Annotated in this window: 12 protein-coding genes; 3 read left to right on the forward strand and 9 right to left on the reverse strand. The window is 43.7% G+C overall.

Annotated features, from left to right (window positions below):
* Positions 1 to 7: 7 nt before the first annotated feature.
* Positions 8 to 2,224: a GH92 family glycosyl hydrolase gene (locus RDP42_RS02450; protein WP_308762384.1), complete on the reverse strand. Its 2,217-nt coding sequence runs from the start codon at positions 2,222 to 2,224 to the stop codon at positions 8 to 10.
* Positions 2,225 to 2,854: 630 nt separating this feature from the next.
* Here RDP42_RS02450 and mnmA point away from each other — a divergent pair.
* A complete protein-coding gene (gene mnmA / locus RDP42_RS02455) occupies positions 2,855 to 3,904 on the forward strand; it encodes a tRNA 2-thiouridine(34) synthase MnmA (RefSeq protein WP_308762385.1) in 1,050 nt (349 codons plus the stop codon).
* Here mnmA and RDP42_RS02460 read toward each other — a convergent pair whose 3' ends face one another.
* Both RDP42_RS02460 and RDP42_RS02465 read right to left on the reverse strand, forming a co-directional pair.
* The gene (locus RDP42_RS02460; RefSeq protein ID WP_308762386.1) at positions 3,905 to 5,398 is read right to left on the reverse strand and encodes a DUF3843 family protein; all 1,494 of its coding nucleotides are present in this window, start codon (positions 5,396 to 5,398) and stop codon (positions 3,905 to 3,907) included.
* A 285-nt stretch (positions 5,399 to 5,683) separates the two neighbouring features.
* Entirely contained in the window at positions 5,684 to 6,955 is a 1,272-nt protein-coding gene (locus tag RDP42_RS02465; RefSeq protein WP_204476285.1) for a peptidase U32 family protein, read from the reverse strand.
* 88 nt (positions 6,956 to 7,043) lie between these two features.
* On the opposite strand from RDP42_RS02465, the gene dusB reads away from it, so the two are divergent.
* Positions 7,044 to 8,033, forward strand: coding sequence for a tRNA dihydrouridine synthase DusB (gene dusB / locus RDP42_RS02470; RefSeq protein ID WP_204476286.1), 990 nt, complete (start codon positions 7,044 to 7,046; stop codon positions 8,031 to 8,033).
* A gap of 19 nt (positions 8,034 to 8,052) precedes the next feature.
* Here the strand turns inward: dusB and RDP42_RS02475 are convergent, their stop codons facing one another.
* From RDP42_RS02475 to RDP42_RS02485, 3 genes are read right to left on the reverse strand one after another with little or no spacing between them, the layout of a single operon-like run.
* Positions 8,053 to 9,030: a phosphatase PAP2 family protein gene (locus tag RDP42_RS02475; RefSeq protein ID WP_204476310.1), complete on the reverse strand. Its 978-nt coding sequence runs from the start codon at positions 9,028 to 9,030 to the stop codon at positions 8,053 to 8,055.
* The gene (locus tag RDP42_RS02480) at positions 9,027 to 10,037 is read right to left on the reverse strand and encodes an NAD(P)-dependent oxidoreductase (RefSeq protein WP_308762387.1); all 1,011 of its coding nucleotides are present in this window, start codon (positions 10,035 to 10,037) and stop codon (positions 9,027 to 9,029) included. The genes RDP42_RS02475 and RDP42_RS02480 overlap by 4 nt, the downstream gene beginning before the upstream one ends.
* 4 nt (positions 10,038 to 10,041) lie before the next feature.
* Complete coding sequence (locus tag RDP42_RS02485; RefSeq protein ID WP_308762388.1) at positions 10,042 to 10,944, reverse strand: cation diffusion facilitator family transporter; 903 nt, start codon at positions 10,942 to 10,944, stop codon at positions 10,042 to 10,044.
* A gap of 148 nt (positions 10,945 to 11,092) precedes the next feature.
* On the opposite strand from RDP42_RS02485, the gene rnr reads away from it, so the two are divergent.
* Entirely contained in the window at positions 11,093 to 13,246 is a 2,154-nt protein-coding gene (rnr, locus tag RDP42_RS02490) for a ribonuclease R (RefSeq protein WP_308762389.1), read from the forward strand.
* 167 nt (positions 13,247 to 13,413) lie between these two features.
* On the opposite strand, the gene RDP42_RS02495 is transcribed toward rnr, so the two are convergent.
* From RDP42_RS02495 to RDP42_RS02505, 3 genes are all read right to left on the reverse strand, one after another.
* The gene (locus tag RDP42_RS02495) at positions 13,414 to 15,885 is read right to left on the reverse strand and encodes a glycoside hydrolase family 2 TIM barrel-domain containing protein (RefSeq protein WP_308762390.1); all 2,472 of its coding nucleotides are present in this window, start codon (positions 15,883 to 15,885) and stop codon (positions 13,414 to 13,416) included.
* 268 nt (positions 15,886 to 16,153) lie between these two features.
* Entirely contained in the window at positions 16,154 to 17,935 is a 1,782-nt protein-coding gene (locus tag RDP42_RS02500) for a RagB/SusD family nutrient uptake outer membrane protein (RefSeq protein WP_308762391.1), read from the reverse strand.
* Between the two features lie 11 nt (positions 17,936 to 17,946).
* Positions 17,947 to 20,982, reverse strand: coding sequence for a SusC/RagA family TonB-linked outer membrane protein (locus RDP42_RS02505; protein ID WP_374046900.1), 3,036 nt, complete (start codon positions 20,980 to 20,982; stop codon positions 17,947 to 17,949).
* Positions 20,983 to 21,046: the final 64 nt, after the last annotated feature.

Raw genomic sequence — 21,046 nt, forward strand, 5'->3', positions numbered from 1 at the left:
TGATCAGTTAATACCAAAGATGTCCGGGTTCCTTGCACATTTCCAACTCCAGCGTAGCCCCCGACATAATCTGCTCGTGCGTGATGAAACTCTGATGATAAGGCTTGCCGTTCAACTTGACCGACCGGATATACTGGTTTTCCCTGCTCAAGTTCTCTGCCACTACCGTAAAAGTTTTTCCGCTTGAAAGCCTCAACTCCATTTTCTTGAATTTTTGTTTGCCTATCTCGTACTGACCAGATACCGGATTCACCGGATAAAATCCCATGGCACTGAACACATACCATGCCGACATCTGTCCGCAGTCTTCGTTACCACACAGACCTGCCGGCGTATCCAAATACAACTCCTCCATAATCTGCGACACATATTGCTGTGTCTTCCAAGGTTGGTTCACCTTATTAAATAGATAAGCCACATGATGACTCGGCTCGTTGCCATGCGCATACTGCCCAATCATCCCCGTACTGAAAATCGGCAGATTCTCCCCCTCCGTAGGATGGAAAGTAAACATGCTGTCCAGCTTCTCGGCAAAACGCTCTTTCCCACCTACCAACGAGATAAGTCCGTCAATATCGTGCTGCACGGACCAGAAATAATGCCAAGCATTGCTTTCACAAATATGCGGGGTATAGTCCTCCGCCCGAAAATCCGGGATAAAATTCCCCTTGTCATCTTTCGGCTGCATGAACGAAGTGGCCGGGTTATACAGGTTCCGATAATTCTGCGAACGGGCATAGAATGTATCGGCCACGTCCTTGTGGCCCATCTTGGCCGCCATCTCCGCGATGCAGAAATCATCGAACGCATACTCCAGTGTCCGCGACAACGACCAGTCGTCCGAATTATATTTATCCGTCACATTATAAGGCACATACCCCAGCTGCTTATAAAGGCCGATACCCCGGTATTCATCCAGATTGGCCGTACGTACACAAGCCTCCAACGCCTTTTCCGCATCAAAATCGCCGATTCCTTTCAGATACGCATCCACAATGACCGGCACCGCGTGATAACCAATCATCATGTCGGTCTCGCTCCCATAAAAATTCCACACCGGCAGACGCCCGTTCTGCTCATAAAACGCCAAGAACGATTTAATCATGTCGTTCGTCCGTTCCGGCTGGGTATAAGTGAACAGCGGATGAGACGCCCGAAACGTATCCCACAGGGAAAACGTGCTGTAATTGGTCCACCCCACGGCCTGATGCACCTGACCGTCCGGCCCGTAGTATTTTCCGTCTACATCCGAATAAATGGTAGGCGCCAGCATGCTGTGATAAAGCGCCGTATAGAAGATGGCCTTATCCTTTTTATTGTCCGACTGTACCCGGATTTTCGACAGCTCCTGATTCCATTTCTCCCGGGCTTGCAACCGGTATTTCTCAAAATCATTTTCCGGAGCTTCCGTCTGCAGGTTCTTTGCAGCCCCTTCCATGCTCACTCCCGAAAGAGCTGTGGTCACCACCACCTGCTCTCCTTTCCGCGTGGAAAAATCGAAACGCGCCACATAGGCCGTCCCCATCTTGCAGTCGTCGTGCAAAATAGGCGTGGTATCCAGTTGCACCTTCTCAAAAGGCACTGAAAAACGAGTCTGGAAAAACACTTTCTGGTTGCGGGCCCACCCGTCGGAGAAACGATACCCCCGAATGGTCACAGAATCCACCACCTCCACATAACTGTCCTGCGTAGCATCCCAGTTCATCGCTTTTTTCAGGTTCAGGATAATGGCCGACTGAGCTTCCGGAAACGTGTAACGCTGGATGCCGCAACGCTCCGTGGCCGTCAGTTCCACCTTGATTCCGTAATCTTCCAGAAAAACCTGATAATAACCCGCCGACGCACTTTCCTGCCCGTGCGAGAACTTTGAATGGATACCCAACGGAGCTTCCGCCTCTACGTAAGGCAAAGTGACAGGCATAAAAGAAATGTCATACAAATCGCCTGCACCGGTGCCCGAAAGGTGCGTATGACTGAACCCGGCAATCGTGCTGTCCGGATAATAATACCCCGCAATCCGGTCCCATCCCGGCAAGCCGTTGTCCGGACTCAGCTGTACCATACCGAACGGCACCTGTGCTCCCGGGTAGGTATTTCCCGTAAAATCAGTCCCGATAAAAGGATTCACATACTGTGTCAAATCTTCTTCCGTAGAAACGACCGAAGACGCACACCCCTCCATCAGACTCACCAAACCCATTAAGGCCCAAAATGATTTTCTCATACTATGATTCTTACTCATGGTTAAAAGATAAACAAATCTACTAAATCACCCCGAGAAATCCCACAAAGGAAGCCTAAAAAACGATTTCTGAAATTACACCTGCACATTCTTTCGGGGGCCTCTATCCATTCTCTGTTTCACACTGCGAGATTTATATTTCACAGTGTGGGATATGTATTTCACACTGTGGTTTTTGTATCCCACACTGTGGTACAGAGAAATTATCGGGACAGAAACCCGTATGCGTCAGCAGAAAATAGATTATTCTTTCCGTTGTCTGTATTTATGCCTCCTTACCGCTTTTTCTCACAGGATAATAAAAGAATATGATCACTTGAAAAATTTGTATAAAAGCCCCGAAGAAACAAGTTTTTTTCTTAATACATGTTATAAAACACATTTTCTGCTTGCAGATTTCTCCAAAAGCCTTACCTTTGCAATGTGTTTTTCATAGTATTAGATTTAAGGTTAACAAAAGGTTGGAGTTCAGCGGAACTCCTTTTTTTATGTCCATACCCCACCACATTCTTTTTCTTACCATACCAATCACCTTCCGATAAACAATTTCCACCACTAAATCACAAGAAGAAAGAGTCTGCAAACCAAAGAAAAGCGTAACTTTGTCACCCTATGGAAGAAAACAAGAAAGTCTTATTGGGAATGAGTGGCGGTACCGACAGCTCGGTAGCTGCCTTGCTTTTGCAGGATGCCGGATATGAAGTGACCGGTATCACGTTCCGTTTTTATGAGAAAGACGGGAACACGGAATACCTGGACGATGCACGCGAACTATGCCAAACTTTAGGAATTCCTCACCTGGTATACGACGCACGAGACATCTTCCAGGAAAAAATCATACGCTATTTCATTCAAGAATATATGGCCGGACGGACACCGGTTCCCTGTACGTTGTGCAACAACTACCTGAAATGGCCGTTACTGGCACAAGTGGCCGACGAACGAGGCATTTATCACCTGGCCACAGGACATTACGTCAATAAACGGGAAATAAACGGTTACTGGCACATCACCTGTGGGAAAGATACCGACAAAGACCAGTCTTTCTTCCTGTGGGGCCTCCCACAATCTATTCTGAAACGGATGTGCCTACCCATGGGCGAACTGACAAAAACCCGTGTACGTGAAATTGCTGCCGCACGCGGATTCCTGAAAGCCGCCCGGAAGCGCGACAGTCTGGGCGTATGTTTCTGCCCCATGGATTACCGCTCTTTTCTCAAGACACATGTACCGGAAGGGAGCATTTCTCCCGGTCATTTTTACGATGAACAGGGGCACTACCTCGGAAAACACGAGGGATATCCTTTCTACACCATCGGACAACGGAGGGGACTGGGCATCCATCTGAACAAAGCACTCTTTGTGAAAGAGATTATCCCTCCAGAAAATAAGTTGATTATCAGCGACAACCTGCTGGCACTGGAAAAGAACGAGATGTTTCTCACGCACTGGAATCTTGTGAACGCTGAAACTGTACTTGGGCACGATGACGTCATTGTCAAGATACGTTACCGGAAACAAGCCAACCGGTGCACCGTCAGCCAGCTGGACGACGGAAGATTACATATCCAGCTGCACGAGCCGCTGGCTTCCATCGCCAGCGGACAGGCAGCTGCATTCTACCGAGGAGATGTGGTGTTAGGAGGAGGAATTATTGAATAGTCAGGCATCCTTCTCCCTGCATTTTCCAAAGAAATAGTCGGTCAGGAAACGGGCATTCTTCTTGACCAGTTCCCGCCCCTGCTCCTCGCCTTGCAGACTATTCAGACCGGCATCCGGCAACATACCGGCATCTTGCAGGGCACAACTCAAGTCATACGGAATCACCTCCGGATTCAAGAGGAACAAAATGGCCTTCTTCTGTGCCTCCTTCAAATCATAAAACTTGTTTTCCGGTGAAGAGATACATTCGCACAAACGCATCTGGATATGAATACCGGTATGTGAAGAAACCATCAGTACCAGTCCGTGCTGTGCATCCATCTTCGGCATCTGTATTCCTTCTTTTTCCTTGTACTCCATTTTTTGGAAAAGGAAATCCCGCACTTCTTCCTCCGACTGGCAGAACACAAACTGTTTGCCCCCGGATGCTTTCATAAAAGCATCGTAGGTTTGCTGGATATCTTCACGTTTCGCAGCTCTCTGTGCAATTTCTTCCTTCATCTTGTCCTCATAATCAGAAATCACCAATGTGCCGTCCTGCCACCACGTACCGCCATATTGTACCAGCCGACAACCAAGCACCGTCATTCCTTCCTTGCGATTTTTCAAAGAATTCAGATTCAAAGAATCTTTGCGAATACGCAATTGCCCTTCTTCTTTTCCTGACAAGTCTTTTACAAAAAGAGAATCCTCGTCTTCTCCTTCATACAGGAACAAGCCTTGAGGGGTAACTTTTACTTCTGCCCAAGATGCCGTTTCGGGATGCTTCTTCCCGATCAATGCCAACCAATCTACAGAAGTCAACGAAAGCAAATGTTTTCTTCCTTCGAACAAGATGTTCTGTTTGACATCATACTCCAGAATTCCGGGATTCACATTTCCCATACGCGTCACCGTAGCTACCACTTGCTGGAATTCACTCCGGTTCTCAAATCCGGTATAGCTGCAGAAGTGGAACCACTCCAGTACATTGTGATAACGCTGGTAATCATTTGCTCCAAAAGGTTCCCCATACAGCATTTCCTGCAAACGGGTATTCTCCGGTGCCACCTCATACTCTTCCGACAAATAATCGTAGAGCTGTTGAGCCACTTCCGCTATGCCTGGATTCTCTGGATTCAGTACACCACCTTTCAGTTTCTCTAAGGACTGGAAATAATGCCACAACAGGAACCGCAACTCTTCCGGATTCACTTCTCCCGGATAATATTCCTTTTCTTCTTCCGGCGTCATAAAAGGTACCGGCTGGCCATACCGCTTACGACATTCTTCGGTAAATGCCTCCCAGATTCCGGTCTGTGAAATGACATCCTGAAACCAAAGGGTCAAATAAATGGCAATGCCATGTAATGAATGCTCGGGGTAACGTTCTCCTACCATACCCACCAAACATTCGGCAATGTTGTTAGCTACTTTTACATAATATATGTCGATTTCATCTTGCCGCTCGTAGGGCTGAAACAACATCCATTCTTTTACATATATCTTCTTCATATTAGATTAGGATTTAAACTCCAGGACACAAAAGTAAAATAATTATGAGAATGCACAAATCCTTTCCACTGAACTTATTTGTAATCCACAAGTTATTCACAGCATGTGAATAACTATAATACACTGAAAACTAACAAAAAGAGAAAGTTACAGAAAATCTTTCCACATGGATTTCAACAAGAAATCAACCACCCTGTTCATATCTATATATGCACAAAAAAATCCTGTCAAAGCACTTCAACTGCTCTGACAGGATTCTCCCTTATTCTATTCGTAAGAATTAAATTATTCTTTCCGTTTTGCTTTCAGTTCCTCTGCCGGCACCATGCGATACAGACGGTCGCTGGGACGGATACGGCCAGGTACCTTAAACGATACGTGTACCCCTTTCTTCACTACATCCACCGGCTTCAGGTCTACCCGGGCTTCTTCCAGCGTGACATACATGGCTCCGGTAGTCGGACCGGTAATCAGAAGCTTGTCGCCCACCTTGATTTCAGCCGCTTCAATCAGGAACTCAGCTACCCCGATATTAGAGAAATATTTGATACCGCGTCCGGCATATACCTTGCGCTCCGTAGCTTCCGAACCGTAGTTCTTACTCCATTCGCCCAGACGCTGTCCCAAATAATAACCATTCCAGAAACCCCGGTTAAACACGGTTTTCAGGCGTGTATCCCAGTCGGCCACCTTCTCGTCGGAGAACGTACCGTCGAGATACGACTGGATGGCTTCCTTGTAACATTCCACCACGGTGCGCACGTACTCAGGACCACGGGCACGGCCTTCAATCTTGAACACCCGGACACCGGCTTCAATCATCTCGTCCATGAAATGAATGGTCTTCAAATCTTTCGGCGACATGATGTACTGGTTGTCTACTTCCAGTTCAATATCGCTTTCCTTATCCTTTACAATATAAGCCCGGCGACATACCTGCATGCAGGCACCCCGGTTGGCCGAGGCATTCTGCTCGTTCAAGCTCAGGTAGCATTTTCCGGAAACCGCCATGCACAAAGCACCGTGACAGAACATTTCAATACGGACCAGGTTGCCCATCGGTCCCTTGATCTGCTGTTCCTGGATGGCATCGTATATCTTGCGCACCTGCTTGAGGTTCAACTCGCGCGCCAGCACCACCACGTCGGCAAAGCGGGAATAAAACTTCAGCGCCTCCGCATTGCTGATATTCAGCTGGGTAGAAAGATGTACCTCCTGCCCTACCTCGTTACAGTAAGCCATCACAGCCACATCGGCTGCAATGACGGCGCTGATACCGGCTTCCTTGGCTGCATCCACAATCTTACGCATCAGTGCAATGTCCTCGTCGTAGATGATGGTATTGATGGTCAGGTAACTCTTCACCCCATGTTCCTCGCACACCTTGGCGATTTCACGCAAATCTTCTATGGTAAAAGTGCTCGCCGAACGCGCACGCATGTTCAAACTCTCAATGCCGAAATAGATGGAATCGGCTCCGGCATGAAGGGCAGCTGCCAACGACTCGCGCGAGCCTACAGGTGCCATGATTTCAAAATCTTTGATTGTATAACTCATTTCCACTATTATGATATTACCGCGCAAAGGTAGCGTTTTTTCGGGATATAATAAAATTTCACTACCTTTGCGCGACAATATCAAGCCAATGAAAATTAGGAACATAGATTTAGGAGAAAAGCCAGTGTTGCTGGCCCCGATGGAAGATGTCACCGACCCTGCTTTCCGCCTCATGTGCAAGCAGTTCGGTGCCGACATGGTGTACACGGAGTTTGTATCGAGCGATGCGTTGATCCGTTCGGTCGGAAAAACGATGCTGAAACTGAACATCAGCGAAAAGGAACGCCCGGTGGCCATCCAGATTTACGGAAAAGATACAGAAACCATGGTAGAAGCCGCCCGCATCGTGGAACAGGCACAGCCTGATATTCTGGACTTGAACTTCGGATGTCCGGTGAAACGGGTAGCCGGCAAGGGAGCCGGTTCGGGACTGTTGCAGAACGTACCCAAGATGCTGGAGATTACCCGTGCCGTGGTCGATGCCGTCAAGATTCCAGTCACCGTCAAAACCCGTTTGGGCTGGGATGCGGAGCACAAGATTATCGTGGAACTGGCGGAACAGTTGCAGGATTGCGGCATCGAGGCGCTGACCATTCATGGACGTACCCGCGCCCAAATGTATACGGGAGAAGCCGACTGGACACTCATCGGTGAAGTCAAGAAGAATCCGAGAATGCGCATCCCTATCATTGGCAACGGCGACATCACCACGCCTCAACGTGCCAAAGAATGTTTCGACCGCTACGGAGTGGATGCCATCATGATTGGACGGGCCAGTTTCGGACGTCCCTGGATTTTCAAGGAAGTAAAACATTATCTGGAGACTGGAGAAGAACTTCCGCCCCTTTCGTTCAAATGGCGGATGGATGTCTTGCGTCAGGAAGTACTCGACAGTGTGAACCTGCTGGATGAACGCAGAGGCATCCTGCACGTGCGCCGTCACCTGGCCGCTTCTCCCCTGTTCAAAGGAATTCCTAATTTCAAGGATACCCGCATCGCCATGCTACGTGCAGAAACACTTCAGGAACTGAACGCCATTCTGGATCACATTGAAAATACATTCGGTAAGGAAGAATAAACTCCTTACCGACCTTTCCTTAATACATAATACGCTTGAAAACGGGCGAAATGAACCAGCGCTTGTACATCAGCGTCGCTAACTGATACACAAAAAATGCTGTAATCAATCCCACGAGGGAATCAATCAGGTAGTGCGCCTGAATGTAGACTGTGGCGCAGCACAGCAACACATAGAACGGGAACAGAATGTAGGCTAATTTCCGGTTTACGCGCCAGGCCATAATCATCACAATCGTTGAGATTCCCACATGTGAACTGGGGAAAGCGGCCGTAGGACGTTCACCCACTTCCTGTGAGGCTTCTACCAGATTATAGAAGAATCCGTGTTCATATCCCGGCCCAGGAAGCAAGAAAGTATTGTCATTAAAATAATCTCCTATTGCAGGAAAATCACAAGCGTTTACTTTATCCATTCCAATGGCTGGGAAATAGAATTGCGGTCCGGCCACCGGCACCAGAATATAGAACAGGTAGTAAATGAAGAAAGAGGTGACCAACACAAAACAGATTTTCTCAAACCACTCAAACCGGGTCAAAAAGTAATACACCACCACAATCAGCATCATGGGATAATAAAAGAAGTAACCCATATTGAACGGCTCACTGAACCATACCGAGGGGCACAGCTTGCTGAATTCCACGGAGGGCTGGCAATGGAAAATAGCCTGCTCGGCAGAGGCAAACAGATAGTCCAGGTTCGGAAACAAACGGTTGAACTCAAACGTATCCGGATACCAGTAAGCCAATAGCGACATCTGCACCACCATGCGGACGAAGGCCGTCAGCCGACAGGGAAACGCCTGATACAAATGAATCAGTACGAACGTCAGTACCACAATACCCAGACGTTCCAGCAACATCGTCCCTGGATGATCCATCCGGGGATAGAGCAACAAAATCAAAATGGTAGTCAGGGCATTATAAATCAAGCTGATGCTTTCTACTGCAAACAATCCCTTCCCACTTTCTACTCGTTCAAATAACTTCAGTTCTATAGCCATCCTTCTTTCTTATACCAGGCAATTATTTCTTTTACACCTCTTTCCAAAGGATATTGAGGTACATATCCCAATTCTTTTTCCAGCGGGGAAATGTCACATCTCCAGTTCCGCTGTTTCATGATACGATACTTGTCACAGTTTAATGTACTGGCTTTCCGAGTCAGCCGTCCGATATTCTCCGCCACGAAAGAAATGGCTTTCAGCAGAAACAACGGACATACAAAACGGACCATCCATGGATTGCCCAACTCCTTCCGAATCAAATCGGAAAACGTACGGCTGTTGTATACGCGGCCGTCACTCACGAAATAAGCCCGGCCTGTGACCTGTTTTTCAATGGCCAGGTAAATGGCCTGCACCAAATCTTTTACAAAGACAAACGTGATGTCCTGACGCTTGAAGCCTGCCGCAAAATCCACATGCTGCTGAATGGATTTGGCCATCAGGAAATAATCGTGTTCCCGAGGCCCGTACACACCTGTCGGACGAAATATCACATACGGAAAGCCTGACAAGGATTTCAGGTATTCCTCCGTATGAAGCTTGCTCAATCCATACGCCGTATTCGGACGAGGCGTATCTTCCTCACAAATGGAAGTGTAATCTTTTTCACGTATCGGTCCAAATATACTTAACGAACTTATGTAAATAAAGTTCACGGGAAGCATGTCCAATCGCTTCAAAGTCTCAATAAAATGCCGCGTGGCCCAGTAATTTCCAATTTCAAAATCGGCCTTGTCCAAGCATTTCGTCACGCCGGCACAATGAATGATGTAATCCCACTTCCCATGCAGGCGCTTCTGTTCCTCCAGCTGACCGGCCAACCGGTCGGAATCGGTAAAATCCAAAACGGCAAAACGAATACGTGCATCCTGCAAATATTTCCGGCTACTGGTTTTTCGCACACCGGCCCACACCTGATAACCTCGTTCCAAGGCTCCTTCCACCAGGAAACTGCCAATAAACCCACTGGCCCCTGTCACTAAAACTTTCTTCTCCATACTTTTACTTTTCAGGTTCTGCATGGATACTGATATACGTATTCGCCCCAAAGGCCTCCCGCAATTTTCTTTCAATAGCCGTCACCTTTTCATGCGCCTCGCGCAAAGAAATATTCCCATCCATGCGTACATGCAAATCCATCGCATAATGGCTTCCTATCCGACGAGTACGCAGATGATGCGGTTGTGACACCCCTTCTTCCGACAAGACTATCTTGGTTATTTCTTGTTCAATATCGTCCGGAAGCGAGCGTTCCAGCAGTTCATCCACACACGATTTGAGCTGCTTGACAGCCACCTGTACAATAAAGACACTGACAATTACCGCAGCCAACGGGTCGAGCACACGCCAGTTATCACCCAACAGAATGGCTCCTCCAATACCAATGGCCGTACCAATGGATGAAAACGCATCACTCCGGTGATGCCATGCATTGGCAATGACCGCCGGACTGTTATAACGTTTCCCGACAATACGGGTATAATGAAACAAGATTTCCTTGGATACAATGGAGATGATAGCTGCTACCAAGGCAATCCAGCCAGGAGACTGCAATGTTCCTCCTCTGAAAAAGAGTACAATAGACTCCACACCACTCCAGCAGATGCCTACTCCCACAGCCAGCAGAGCCGCTCCAATCAATAAGGTAGCCAGCGTTTCATACTTGCCATGTCCATAATCATGGTCCTTGTCTTCCGGCTTGCTGGAAATGCGGACAAACACGATTACAATCAAATCGGTAATCAAATCCGACAAAGAATGGACTGCATCGGCAATCATGGCCGCACTCCTGCCCCAGAAACCTGCCGCAAACTTACAGGCCACCAAAAGAATATTCACCAAGCTCCCTACCAGGGTCACTTTGTAAATCTCACGTTCGCGAACGGATGATTCAACTTCATTCATATCAGACTTTGTAATAAGAACGCGGCAAAGATAATAGTTTTTCAGCATCTTAACAGAAAAATCCTCGTTTATTCCACGGAATTTGCTTTCTTTGTATATCAAACATACCGGTCACTGAGAGAGTGCCGGTTTCTAAAATCTAAACAACATGGCTAAGAAGAAAAAAGAAAAAAAAGGCGGAAAACACCTGAAGAAAAAAGAGCTCGTAGAAATGCTGCTCAGTTATTTCCGCACAAAGCCGAATGAAGCATTCAGCCTCAAGCAGTTGTTTCAAGCTCTAAAACTCACAACCCATCCGGGTAAAATGCTCTGCATCGATGTCGTAGAGGAGATGGTGGAAGACAATTTCCTAATTGAAATCGAAAAAGGGCGCTATAAAATCAATGACAAAGGACAAATTCTGACGGGTACTTTCCAGCGGAAAAGCAACGGAAAGAACTCCTTTATTCCTGACGACGGTGGAGAACCGATTTTCATTGCAGAACGCAATTCTGCGCATGCCATGAATAATGACAAGGTCAAAATCTCCTTGTGTGCCAAATGTAAGAAACGTCAGGTTGAAGGGCAAGTCATCGAAATCCTGGAACGTGCCAACGAAACATTTGTCGGTGTACTGAAGGTTTCGAAGAACTATGCCTTCCTGCTGACGGAAGCCAATACACTGGCCAACGACATCTTTATCCCGAAAGACAAACTGAAAGGCGGGAAAGATGGCGACAAAGCAGTAGTCCGCATCACGGAATGGCCGGAAGAGGCAAAGAACCCGTTTGGAGAAGTCATCGACATTCTGGGAAAGGCTGGCGACAATACAACTGAAATGCATGCCATCCTGGCCGAATACGGATTGCCTTACACCTATCCGCAGGCTGTAGAAGCGGCTGCCGAAAAATTGTCGGCTGAAATCACGCCAGAAGACTATGCCGAACGTGAAGATTTCCGCGATGTAGTGACCTTTACCATCGACCCGAAAGACGCCAAGGACTTCGACGATGCCCTGTCTATCCGTAACCTGAAACCGGGATTGTGGGAGGTAGGCGTACACATTGCCGACGTATCGCATTATGTGAAAGAAGGAAGCATCATCGACAAGGAAGCGGTGAAGCGTGCCACCTCTGTCTATCTGGTCGACCGCACCATCCCGATGCTGCCGGAGCGGTTGTGTAACTTTATCTGTTCCCTGCGACCGGACGAGGAAAAGTTAGCTTACTCTGTCATCTTCGACATGAATGACAAGGCTGAAGTGAAGAACTTCCGTATCCGCCACACCGTCATCAAGTCCAACCGTCGTTTCACATACGAAGAGGCACAGCAGATTATTGAAACGGGAGAAGGCGATTACAAGGAAGAGATTCTGGAACTGAACCGCCTGGCGCAAATCCTACGGGAAAAACGAATGAGTGCCGGCTCCATCAACTTCGACCGCTGTGAGGTGAAATTCGAGATTGACGAGAACGGCAAACCGCTCAGCGTATATTTCAAGGTTTCCAAAGAGGCCAACAAGCTGATTGAGGAATTCATGTTACTGGCCAACCGTACCGTAGCCGAATACGTCGGGAAGGTACCTAAGAACAAAAAGCCGAAGGTATTCCCTTATCGTATCCATGACCTTCCGGACCCCGACAAGCTGGACAACCTGAACCAGTTCATCGCCCGCTTCGGTTACAAGATCCGTACGGGAGGCAGTAAGGTGGAAGTTTCCAAGTCACTCAACCACCTGCTCACAGAAATCAACGGAAAGAAGGAACAGAATCTGATTGAAACGGTGTCTCTGCGTGCCATGCAGAAGGCTCGTTACTCCATCTACAACATCGGACACTACGGACTGGGATTTGATTATTACACCCATTTCACCTCTCCTATCCGTCGTTACCCGGACCTGATGGTACACCGTCTGCTCACCCGTTACCTGGCAGGAGGACGAAGTGCCCAAGCCGACAAATATGAAACTTTGTGTGAACATAGTTCAGCTATGGAACAGACAGCCGCCAGTGCGGAACGTGCTTCCGTGAAATACAAGCAAGTGGAATTCATGGGCGACCGCATCGGACAGGTTTACGATGGAGTCATTTCTGGAGTTACGGAATGGGGGCTCTATGTGGAAATCAACGAAAACAAATGCGAAGGCATGATTGCCATGCGTGATTTGGGCAACGACTTCTACGAGTTTGACGAAAAGAACTACTGCCTCATCGGACGCCGCCATCATCAGAAATTCAGTCTCGGCGACCCGATTAAGATTAAAGTGGCCCGTGCCAACCTGGCCAAGAAACAATTGGATTTTGTATTGGCTGAAAGCATATAGAAGTTTATCACAAAAGATACCGGATATCACAAAAATAATAAGATTGTGATATCCGGTACTTTTGATAGGATTATTTACAAAGGTATATCCTCTAATACAACTATAAGCACCATTAAAATAGGCCTGTTCATACTGCACAACTGAAGACAAGAAGTAAACTGCATATCTCAGTCTAAAACTTTACCATGCTCATTGACAGATAATGTTATTTTCGTTTCCCCAAGTTCAGGCGCAAAAGCCTTTAATGCAATTTTACCCAACTCTTCGATTGGCTGGATAACAGCAATAGCTCGCCCACGAAACGTTTTTGGAATAAGCGATCGAAAGCTTTCCATGTCAGCATAAGCACCATTACCAGCTGCAATAATCCTCCCTTTTCCTTCACAGCTAATCTTTACTGGCAACTCAGCATTTGGAACGACATTACCATCTTTATCAACAATCTCAATTTTTACAAACGAAAGATCTTCTTTAGAAGCCTTCAATTTGACCCGATCGGGAATAAGCCGAATAGCAGCAGGTTTCCCAGTAGTTTGCAAGATAACTGATGACTTGTTTTTTCCTACATTCTGTGCCATCAATCTACCTGATTCATAAGGGACCTCAAAGGATGCTGTATAAAGTTCCTTATCAGTTTCTTTTTCACCAATCAGTTTATCGTTTAAATATAACCTTACCTTAGGTGAGCGACTATACACGTTAACTGTCATTATTTTTCCTTCCATTCCTTCCCAGTTCCAACTTAAAAGTTCGTTTGTCCATCCCCATCCATTGACAACTTCCTTTCTCCCTTCAGCTATAGGAGCGTGTACTGCCATAGAAATATCACGCAAACGCCATACCACATCACGATAATATGACTGAGGTTTTTTATCACCGCAAAAATCAAGATCCCCACACCATGAATTATACCAGGGCCAATCCATAAACTGTGGATTGCGTTCTCCAGGTGCAAGCTCGAGGGCATGCCCCAGTCCAGCTTCCCCTAAATAATCAATAGCAGTCCATACGAAATCACCGATAAGATAAGGGTATTTTTCTACCATATTCCAGTTACGAGCAACATCTTTCGGATACGACTCGCTTCCGTAGATAATTCGTTCGGGATAAGCCGCATGATCACTTTCATAGCGGTTCCACAAATAATTGTACCCAGCCACATCCAAATAGGCAAATACTCGTGGCGAAAAATCTTCCCATTTATATGGCCTGTCCCAAAACCAATTAACTCCGGCAGTAATGACACGGGTTGTATCATATTGGTGTACAGTTTCAATCAGTTGTTGAGCAGCTTTAATACCAATGTCATCAGCCCTATCTGGAATCTCATTACCAATACTCCACATCATAATACAAGGATGATTACGGTCGCGACGCAATCCGGCAGATAAGTCATTTACACTCCATTCATTAAAATATTGATGATAATCATCTGGACGTTTGGGAGACATCCATTGATCGAAAGTTTCGTGAATTACAAGCATACCGAGTCGATCACAAGCATCAAGAAAATTCTCTGAGGCCAAGTTATGCGAACATCTTACAGCATTAAATCCGTTTGCCTTCAGCAATTCAACCTTACGTTCTTCGGCACGAGCAATAGCTGCCGAACCAAGCAATCCATTATCATGGTGTACGCATGCCCCCCTTAGCTTGAGAGACTTTCCATTAAGCAAGAATCCTTTTTGAGCACTAAATTCTAAGGTACGAATACCAAATGGTATTTCCAACCTATCACGTTCCTTCCCTTCAGCCTCCAAAGTAACTTCCGCCTTATAAAGGAACGGCGTATCCACGGACCATAATTGCGGTTTGGCTAATGAAAAACTAGTTTTTACCGGAGATTGGTCCGTAAGCGATATCGGAAGTATTGCTGTATAAACCTCTTCTCCAGTTGGAGCAAGGATACGCAGATGTATTTTCCCTTCACCAGCTGATATACCTTTATTACTAATAAGTGTAGAAAAATTAATTAGTGCTTCCTTTTTCTCCAAGCGGGAAGCATCAATGTAGGTATCCCACTTCTCCAGATGTAATTTGTCAGTAGTAATCAGCCACACGTTTCGGAACATTCCTGAACCGATATACCATCGACTATTGTTCCCATTATTTATCGCCTTCACAGCAATTACATTTGACTTACCTGGTGCATTCAGATAGGAAGTAATATCTATTTTATATGGCGTATAACTATATGCATTAAAGTAAACCTTTTTCCCGTTGACCCATACTTCTGACTGTGAAGAAGCTGCTTCAATATATAACGTGATACATTTTTCTGAATCTTGTTGAGGAATAATAAATTCCTTACGATACCATCCTTCCCCACCAAGTGTCTGTCCCACATCCCACGCACCTCCTCCCATCTGTTGATTAACAGGATAACGTTTTTCGCTTAGACGGCTGAAAGGTCCTATAGTAATACCTTCACACTGATAAGCTACAGGTTCAATACTCCAATCATGCGGAAGATCAAGTACCCGCCAGCTATTATCATCAAAAGTCGGCTGTTCAGCATTAGCAACTGGCCCTAAATGAAACCTCCATCCATCATTGAAAAGAAAATCACGAACTGTTGCGTTTCCCCATAAATAAAATGATAAGGAGGTGATGAATAAAGTTGTTTTAAGTTTGTTCATGTTAAAAATGATAAGTTTCTGAATACATTCTCATTAAATTAAGAGTTTCAATAATTCCTTACAAGATTCAAAAAATGAGTTCATTGAAATGTTATCAAAAACAAATGGTTAAGCATTAAGATTTAAGTCCGATCAGATACACAATGTGTATATATTAAATAATTTATTCGCGTATCTATTAAACCAAAACCGCATGTATTAAGAAACATTTCAAGGAACTCATTTTATCCTACTTCCAAATCTGCCTAAATTTGACTTTCCACTGTTATTAATACCCAGGATTCTGAATTAACAAATCATTCTTATTTATTTCATCCAAGTAAATAGGCAGGAAATAAGCCTTATTGTTCCATTTACGTTCTTGCACGTCTATTACAGAATAAACAGGATCCTGTGAACCATAAGGATAACGAATATCTATACCTTGAGCTGGTCGTATAACCTCTGGTGCAATCATCCATCTACGAATATCAAAATAACGATGTTGTTCATAAGCCAGTTCTATTTTTCTTTCATTCCGATAATGATCCATTAATTCTTTCCCTGTTTCAGTAGATGGGATATCAGGCATACCTGCACGTTTTCGAATCATATTAATATATTTTCTAGCTTCTTCTTCCTCTCCTAATTCCAAACAAGCCTCAGCATAATTCAACAAAATTTCTGCATAACGAATTTGTCTCCAAGGAAAAAGTTGTTTATCATATTGATGGTTAACTGAAGGATCTAAGAATTTGCGCATATAATATCCTGTATATGTACCATTCCAATCTTCAATCGGACCTTGCCTGGTATCTAGACCTGCTGTATAAGAGCCATCTGCCTGTTGATAAAATCCAGTCTGTACAATTCCATCAGGATCAGCATCAGCTGTATCATCTGGTCTTTCCCGCCAATGAGCTCCATCGTACAAAATACATGCATAAAAACGAGGGTCCCTATTTTCATATGGATGCATTGCTTGGACAGGATTGCTCCAACTAAATTTTGTTCCATCACTCATTTCATAAGAATCAACTAATTGGCCTGTAGGAGTATTTCCACCCCAACCATGAAAACCATTAGGGCTATTAAATAAACCAACACGAGGAAGTTGAAAATCATCGCTATTATGATTAACCAAATCATAATATTGAAGCATTATATCTTCATCCGAATTATGGCACAAAAAGATATTAACATAATTAGCTACAGCTTCATCTGGAGTAGCCCACTGCTGACCTTCTCCATAAAGATGATAAATACCTAAATCTATCACATCTTTTGCTGCTTTTTTTGCATTCTCCCAACGTTCTCTCTGATCACCATCCACATAACCTACTAACTCAGGATGTTCATATCCTACAGCCCACTGAGATTGAGAGACATATAAATCACTTGCAGCATACAACAAAACACGAGATTTTAAAGCTAATGCAGCTCCTTTTGTCGCACGTGCCTTATCTCCACTCAAAGGAAGAAGAGAGGCTGCATCATCCAAATCTTTCACTATAAAATCTACAGTTTCCTTGAAAGTATTACGTGAAACTTTCAGTTCATCCTCGGGAGTAAAAGTCTTATCAATTAACGGAACACCTCCCCATTGAATTAACAACCAATAATAAAAATACCCTCTAAGATATAACACTTCACCATGTAAACGTTCTATAGCTTCCCCTTGTAACTCATACTTTTTGACATTTTCTAAAAACATATTACAAGCTCTAATATTTTTGTACAAACTATTCCATGTAATATTTTGAAATGTCATAATCCAAAAATTAGGAGCTAATATGCCTTGATAGCTTGGACTCAATTCACTCTGAACTACAGGCTGACTTTCCCACGACCATACTTCCATAGACTCATCACAAAGTGAAGATAACATTACTGTATGAAATCCCCATTTTTGTCCTTCATAAATATTATTTACAAATGCAGTCACTAGCGATTCATCTGTCCACACAATCGCATCAGAATAACGATCTATAGGAGTTATATCAAGAAAATTATCATTACACGATGCAAATGTTAACCCTAAAAGCAATGCTAAAGAATATATCTTTTTCATATTTCTCAAATTTAAAAAGTAAGATTAATACCAAAATTTATAACCTTATTCAAAGGATAATTATAACCAGATCCACTTGTGTTTTCTGGATCATAATCCTTCATATCTGGGCTAAAGGTCAAAAGATTATAAGCATTTATATATATACGTAAATGTTCAATACCTGCTTTTTTCGTCAATATAGAAGGAATAGTATAACCCAATTCTATATTCTTCATTCGAACATAATCTGTTTTGTGTAACCAGAACGTATTCTGTTGATTCACATAATATTCATTACTTCGATTATAAGTACGTGGGAAAGAAGCTGTCGGATTATCTTCTGTCCAACGATTATCATAAAAACTTTTTAAGAAATTTGCAAAATCTCCAGACTCTGTAGTCTGATAAAAAATACCCCCCAAAGCTCCTTGGAACATACAAGAGAAATCAAAGCCTTTATATGCCACATCAATAGTTAATCCACCTGTAAATCTAGGAGTACGGCTACGATTATCCCTTACACGGTCATTTCCATCAATAACTCCATCTTCATTTACATCTTTAAATATAATATCTCCAGGACGAGCTCCAGCCCAATGAGGATAAGTCTCAACCTCTTCTTCACTTTTAAAAATACCTATTGCCTGATAATATAAACCTGCATCAATTGGTCTACCTGTTGATTTTTGATAATCAGGAACTCCTGGAGCTTCATCCCAAAATAAAATCTTATTTTTGGCATAAACTCCATTTAAATTTATTCCTAAACTCCACTCATTAAATATTTTCCGATAATCAATATTAAAATCTATCCCCTGATTTAAAACTTTACCTAAATTTTCATCTGGCAGTTCTAACCCAGATGTAGCAGGAACAGAGGCATTTCTTTTCCATAAAATATCAGAACGTTTATTATGAAAATAATCGACTGTTAAAGCTAAATCTCCCTGCAAAAACTGCAAATCAAGACCTATATTTTTTTGAGTTGCAGTTTCCCAAGTTACATTTTGATTAGGAGCCACACTTTCCATTAAGGCTTGATTCATCGTAGTCCCATTATTTGTCACATACATCAAACTATTAAATAAATATGAAGACATATATTGATAAGGATCTATTAAGTCATTTCCCGTTTGCCCCCAAGACGCTCTAATTTTTGCAAAAGAAATAAAAGGAACATGCTTTTTCCAGAAATTTTCTTCAGAAATTACATAACCTAAAGAAATTCCTGGAAAGAAGCCAAATTTATTCTTTGTAGCAAAAATATATGAACCTTGATATCTCCAGACAAATTCAGCTAAATACTTTGATTTATAAGCATAATTCAAACGCCCAAAATAATTCAATCGAGCTTCCTTATAACCAGTACCGGTATTATTTATTTCATCCTGTCCCCCTGCAAACAACTGATCTATAGATGAAGATAAAAAATACCGTCTAAAAGCTTCAAAAGAATCACCTTCATCTGTAATACGTTCTACACCAGCTAATACATTTACCGAATGGTCATCCATAAAAGTACGAGAATAGGAAGCAATTCCACTTAAAAGTATTCCCAAATTATCCTCCATAGATTCCGTCAATCTTGGATCACTAAACCCTTTCTTTCCTTCCATCAATATAGGTTGTCCATTTGAGTCTACAGATGTTCCGTCCCACGAATACAAATACCATGGTTTCTGCCAGATCTTTCTGAAACGAAACCCTTTATCCAAGGAGGCTGTAGCTTTTATTGATAATCCTTCCACATGAGGAATCTTAATATTCACTCCAAAATCACCGTTCAATACATACTGCTTATCTCTATCATATCCTGTTTGATTTGTACAAATAACTACAGGATTATCACCAAACTCAATATCTGGGCCTGGCAAGCCATTTGGCCAATATGCAGGAGAATTTGGTTTAGAACGCATTAACATCCGAAAAATATTTTCAGCAGAACGAGTCGGATATTTTCTGTCTTCCATACGAGCGGCTACATTGATATATGCATCTATATACTTATTAATCTTTGTATCCAAATTCATTCGCAAATCATATTGATTATAATTTGCTCCACTATTTCTATAGAAAGCATCCTGACCTTTAGCTGATAGACTAGCAAAATACTTTACATTTTCAGTTCCTCCCTCAACAGTCGCATTGGCATAAGTTTGTGCAGACCATTTTTTTAACGTTTCTCCAAACCAATCGGTATTAGGGTGCCCCCAAGGATCACTTCCATCCACATATTGCCTTAAGTCTGACTCCGAATAACGAGGCTCATTGCCTGCATACACATCAATCTCATTCATTAACGTGGCATATTCGTACGCGTTTGTCATCTCTGGAATAACAGTCGGAGCCGAAATTCCATAGTTATAAGACATGCTTACCTTAGGTTTGCCTAATTTACCTCGCTTCGTAGTAATAAGAATAACCCCATTCGCAGCTTGTGCACCATAAATAGCAGCAGAAGCATCTTTTAGCACCGACATCGTTTCAATCGTAGCCGGATCAATACGTTCAAGAGAACGACCAGGCACTCCGTCTACCACTATCAAAGGATCGGATTTACCAAATGTATTTACTCCACGAATCGTAATCGTAGCACCATCATATCCTGGTTCTGAAGTATTAGATACTGCAACGACCCCAGGGAGACGACCAGCTATACCTTGACTTAAATTAACAACAGGAGTCCTCGCAAGTTTTTCTCCTCCGACACTTGTTACAGACCCCGACAAGGTAGCTTTTTTCTGCGCTCCATATCCCACTACGACAATTTCATCTAACTGCTCACTATCTTCTTTCAATAAGACTTCCAAAATTTGACTATTATTATCAATAGACACTTGCTGGGTCACATAACCAATATAAGATATATTCAAAATAGCATTCCGACTACTTACTGTTAAAGAAAAATTTCCTTCGAAGTCCGTAACAGTACCATTAGTGGTGTTCTTCTCTAATATAGAAACGCCGATTAGGGCCTCTTTTGTTCTTTCATCAAGAACTTTTCCTTTAACAACCCAATTATCCGCTTTTAATTGCAGAAGTACAACAAAAGAAAATAAGAAAATAAGTAAGAGACATTTTTGTAGTCTGTAGTCTCGATTACTTATATCAAAAAAGCTTATATTTTTC

The sequence above is a fragment of the uncultured Bacteroides sp. genome (genome assembly GCF_902472605.1).
Lineage (GTDB): Bacteria > Bacteroidota > Bacteroidia > Bacteroidales > Bacteroidaceae > Phocaeicola.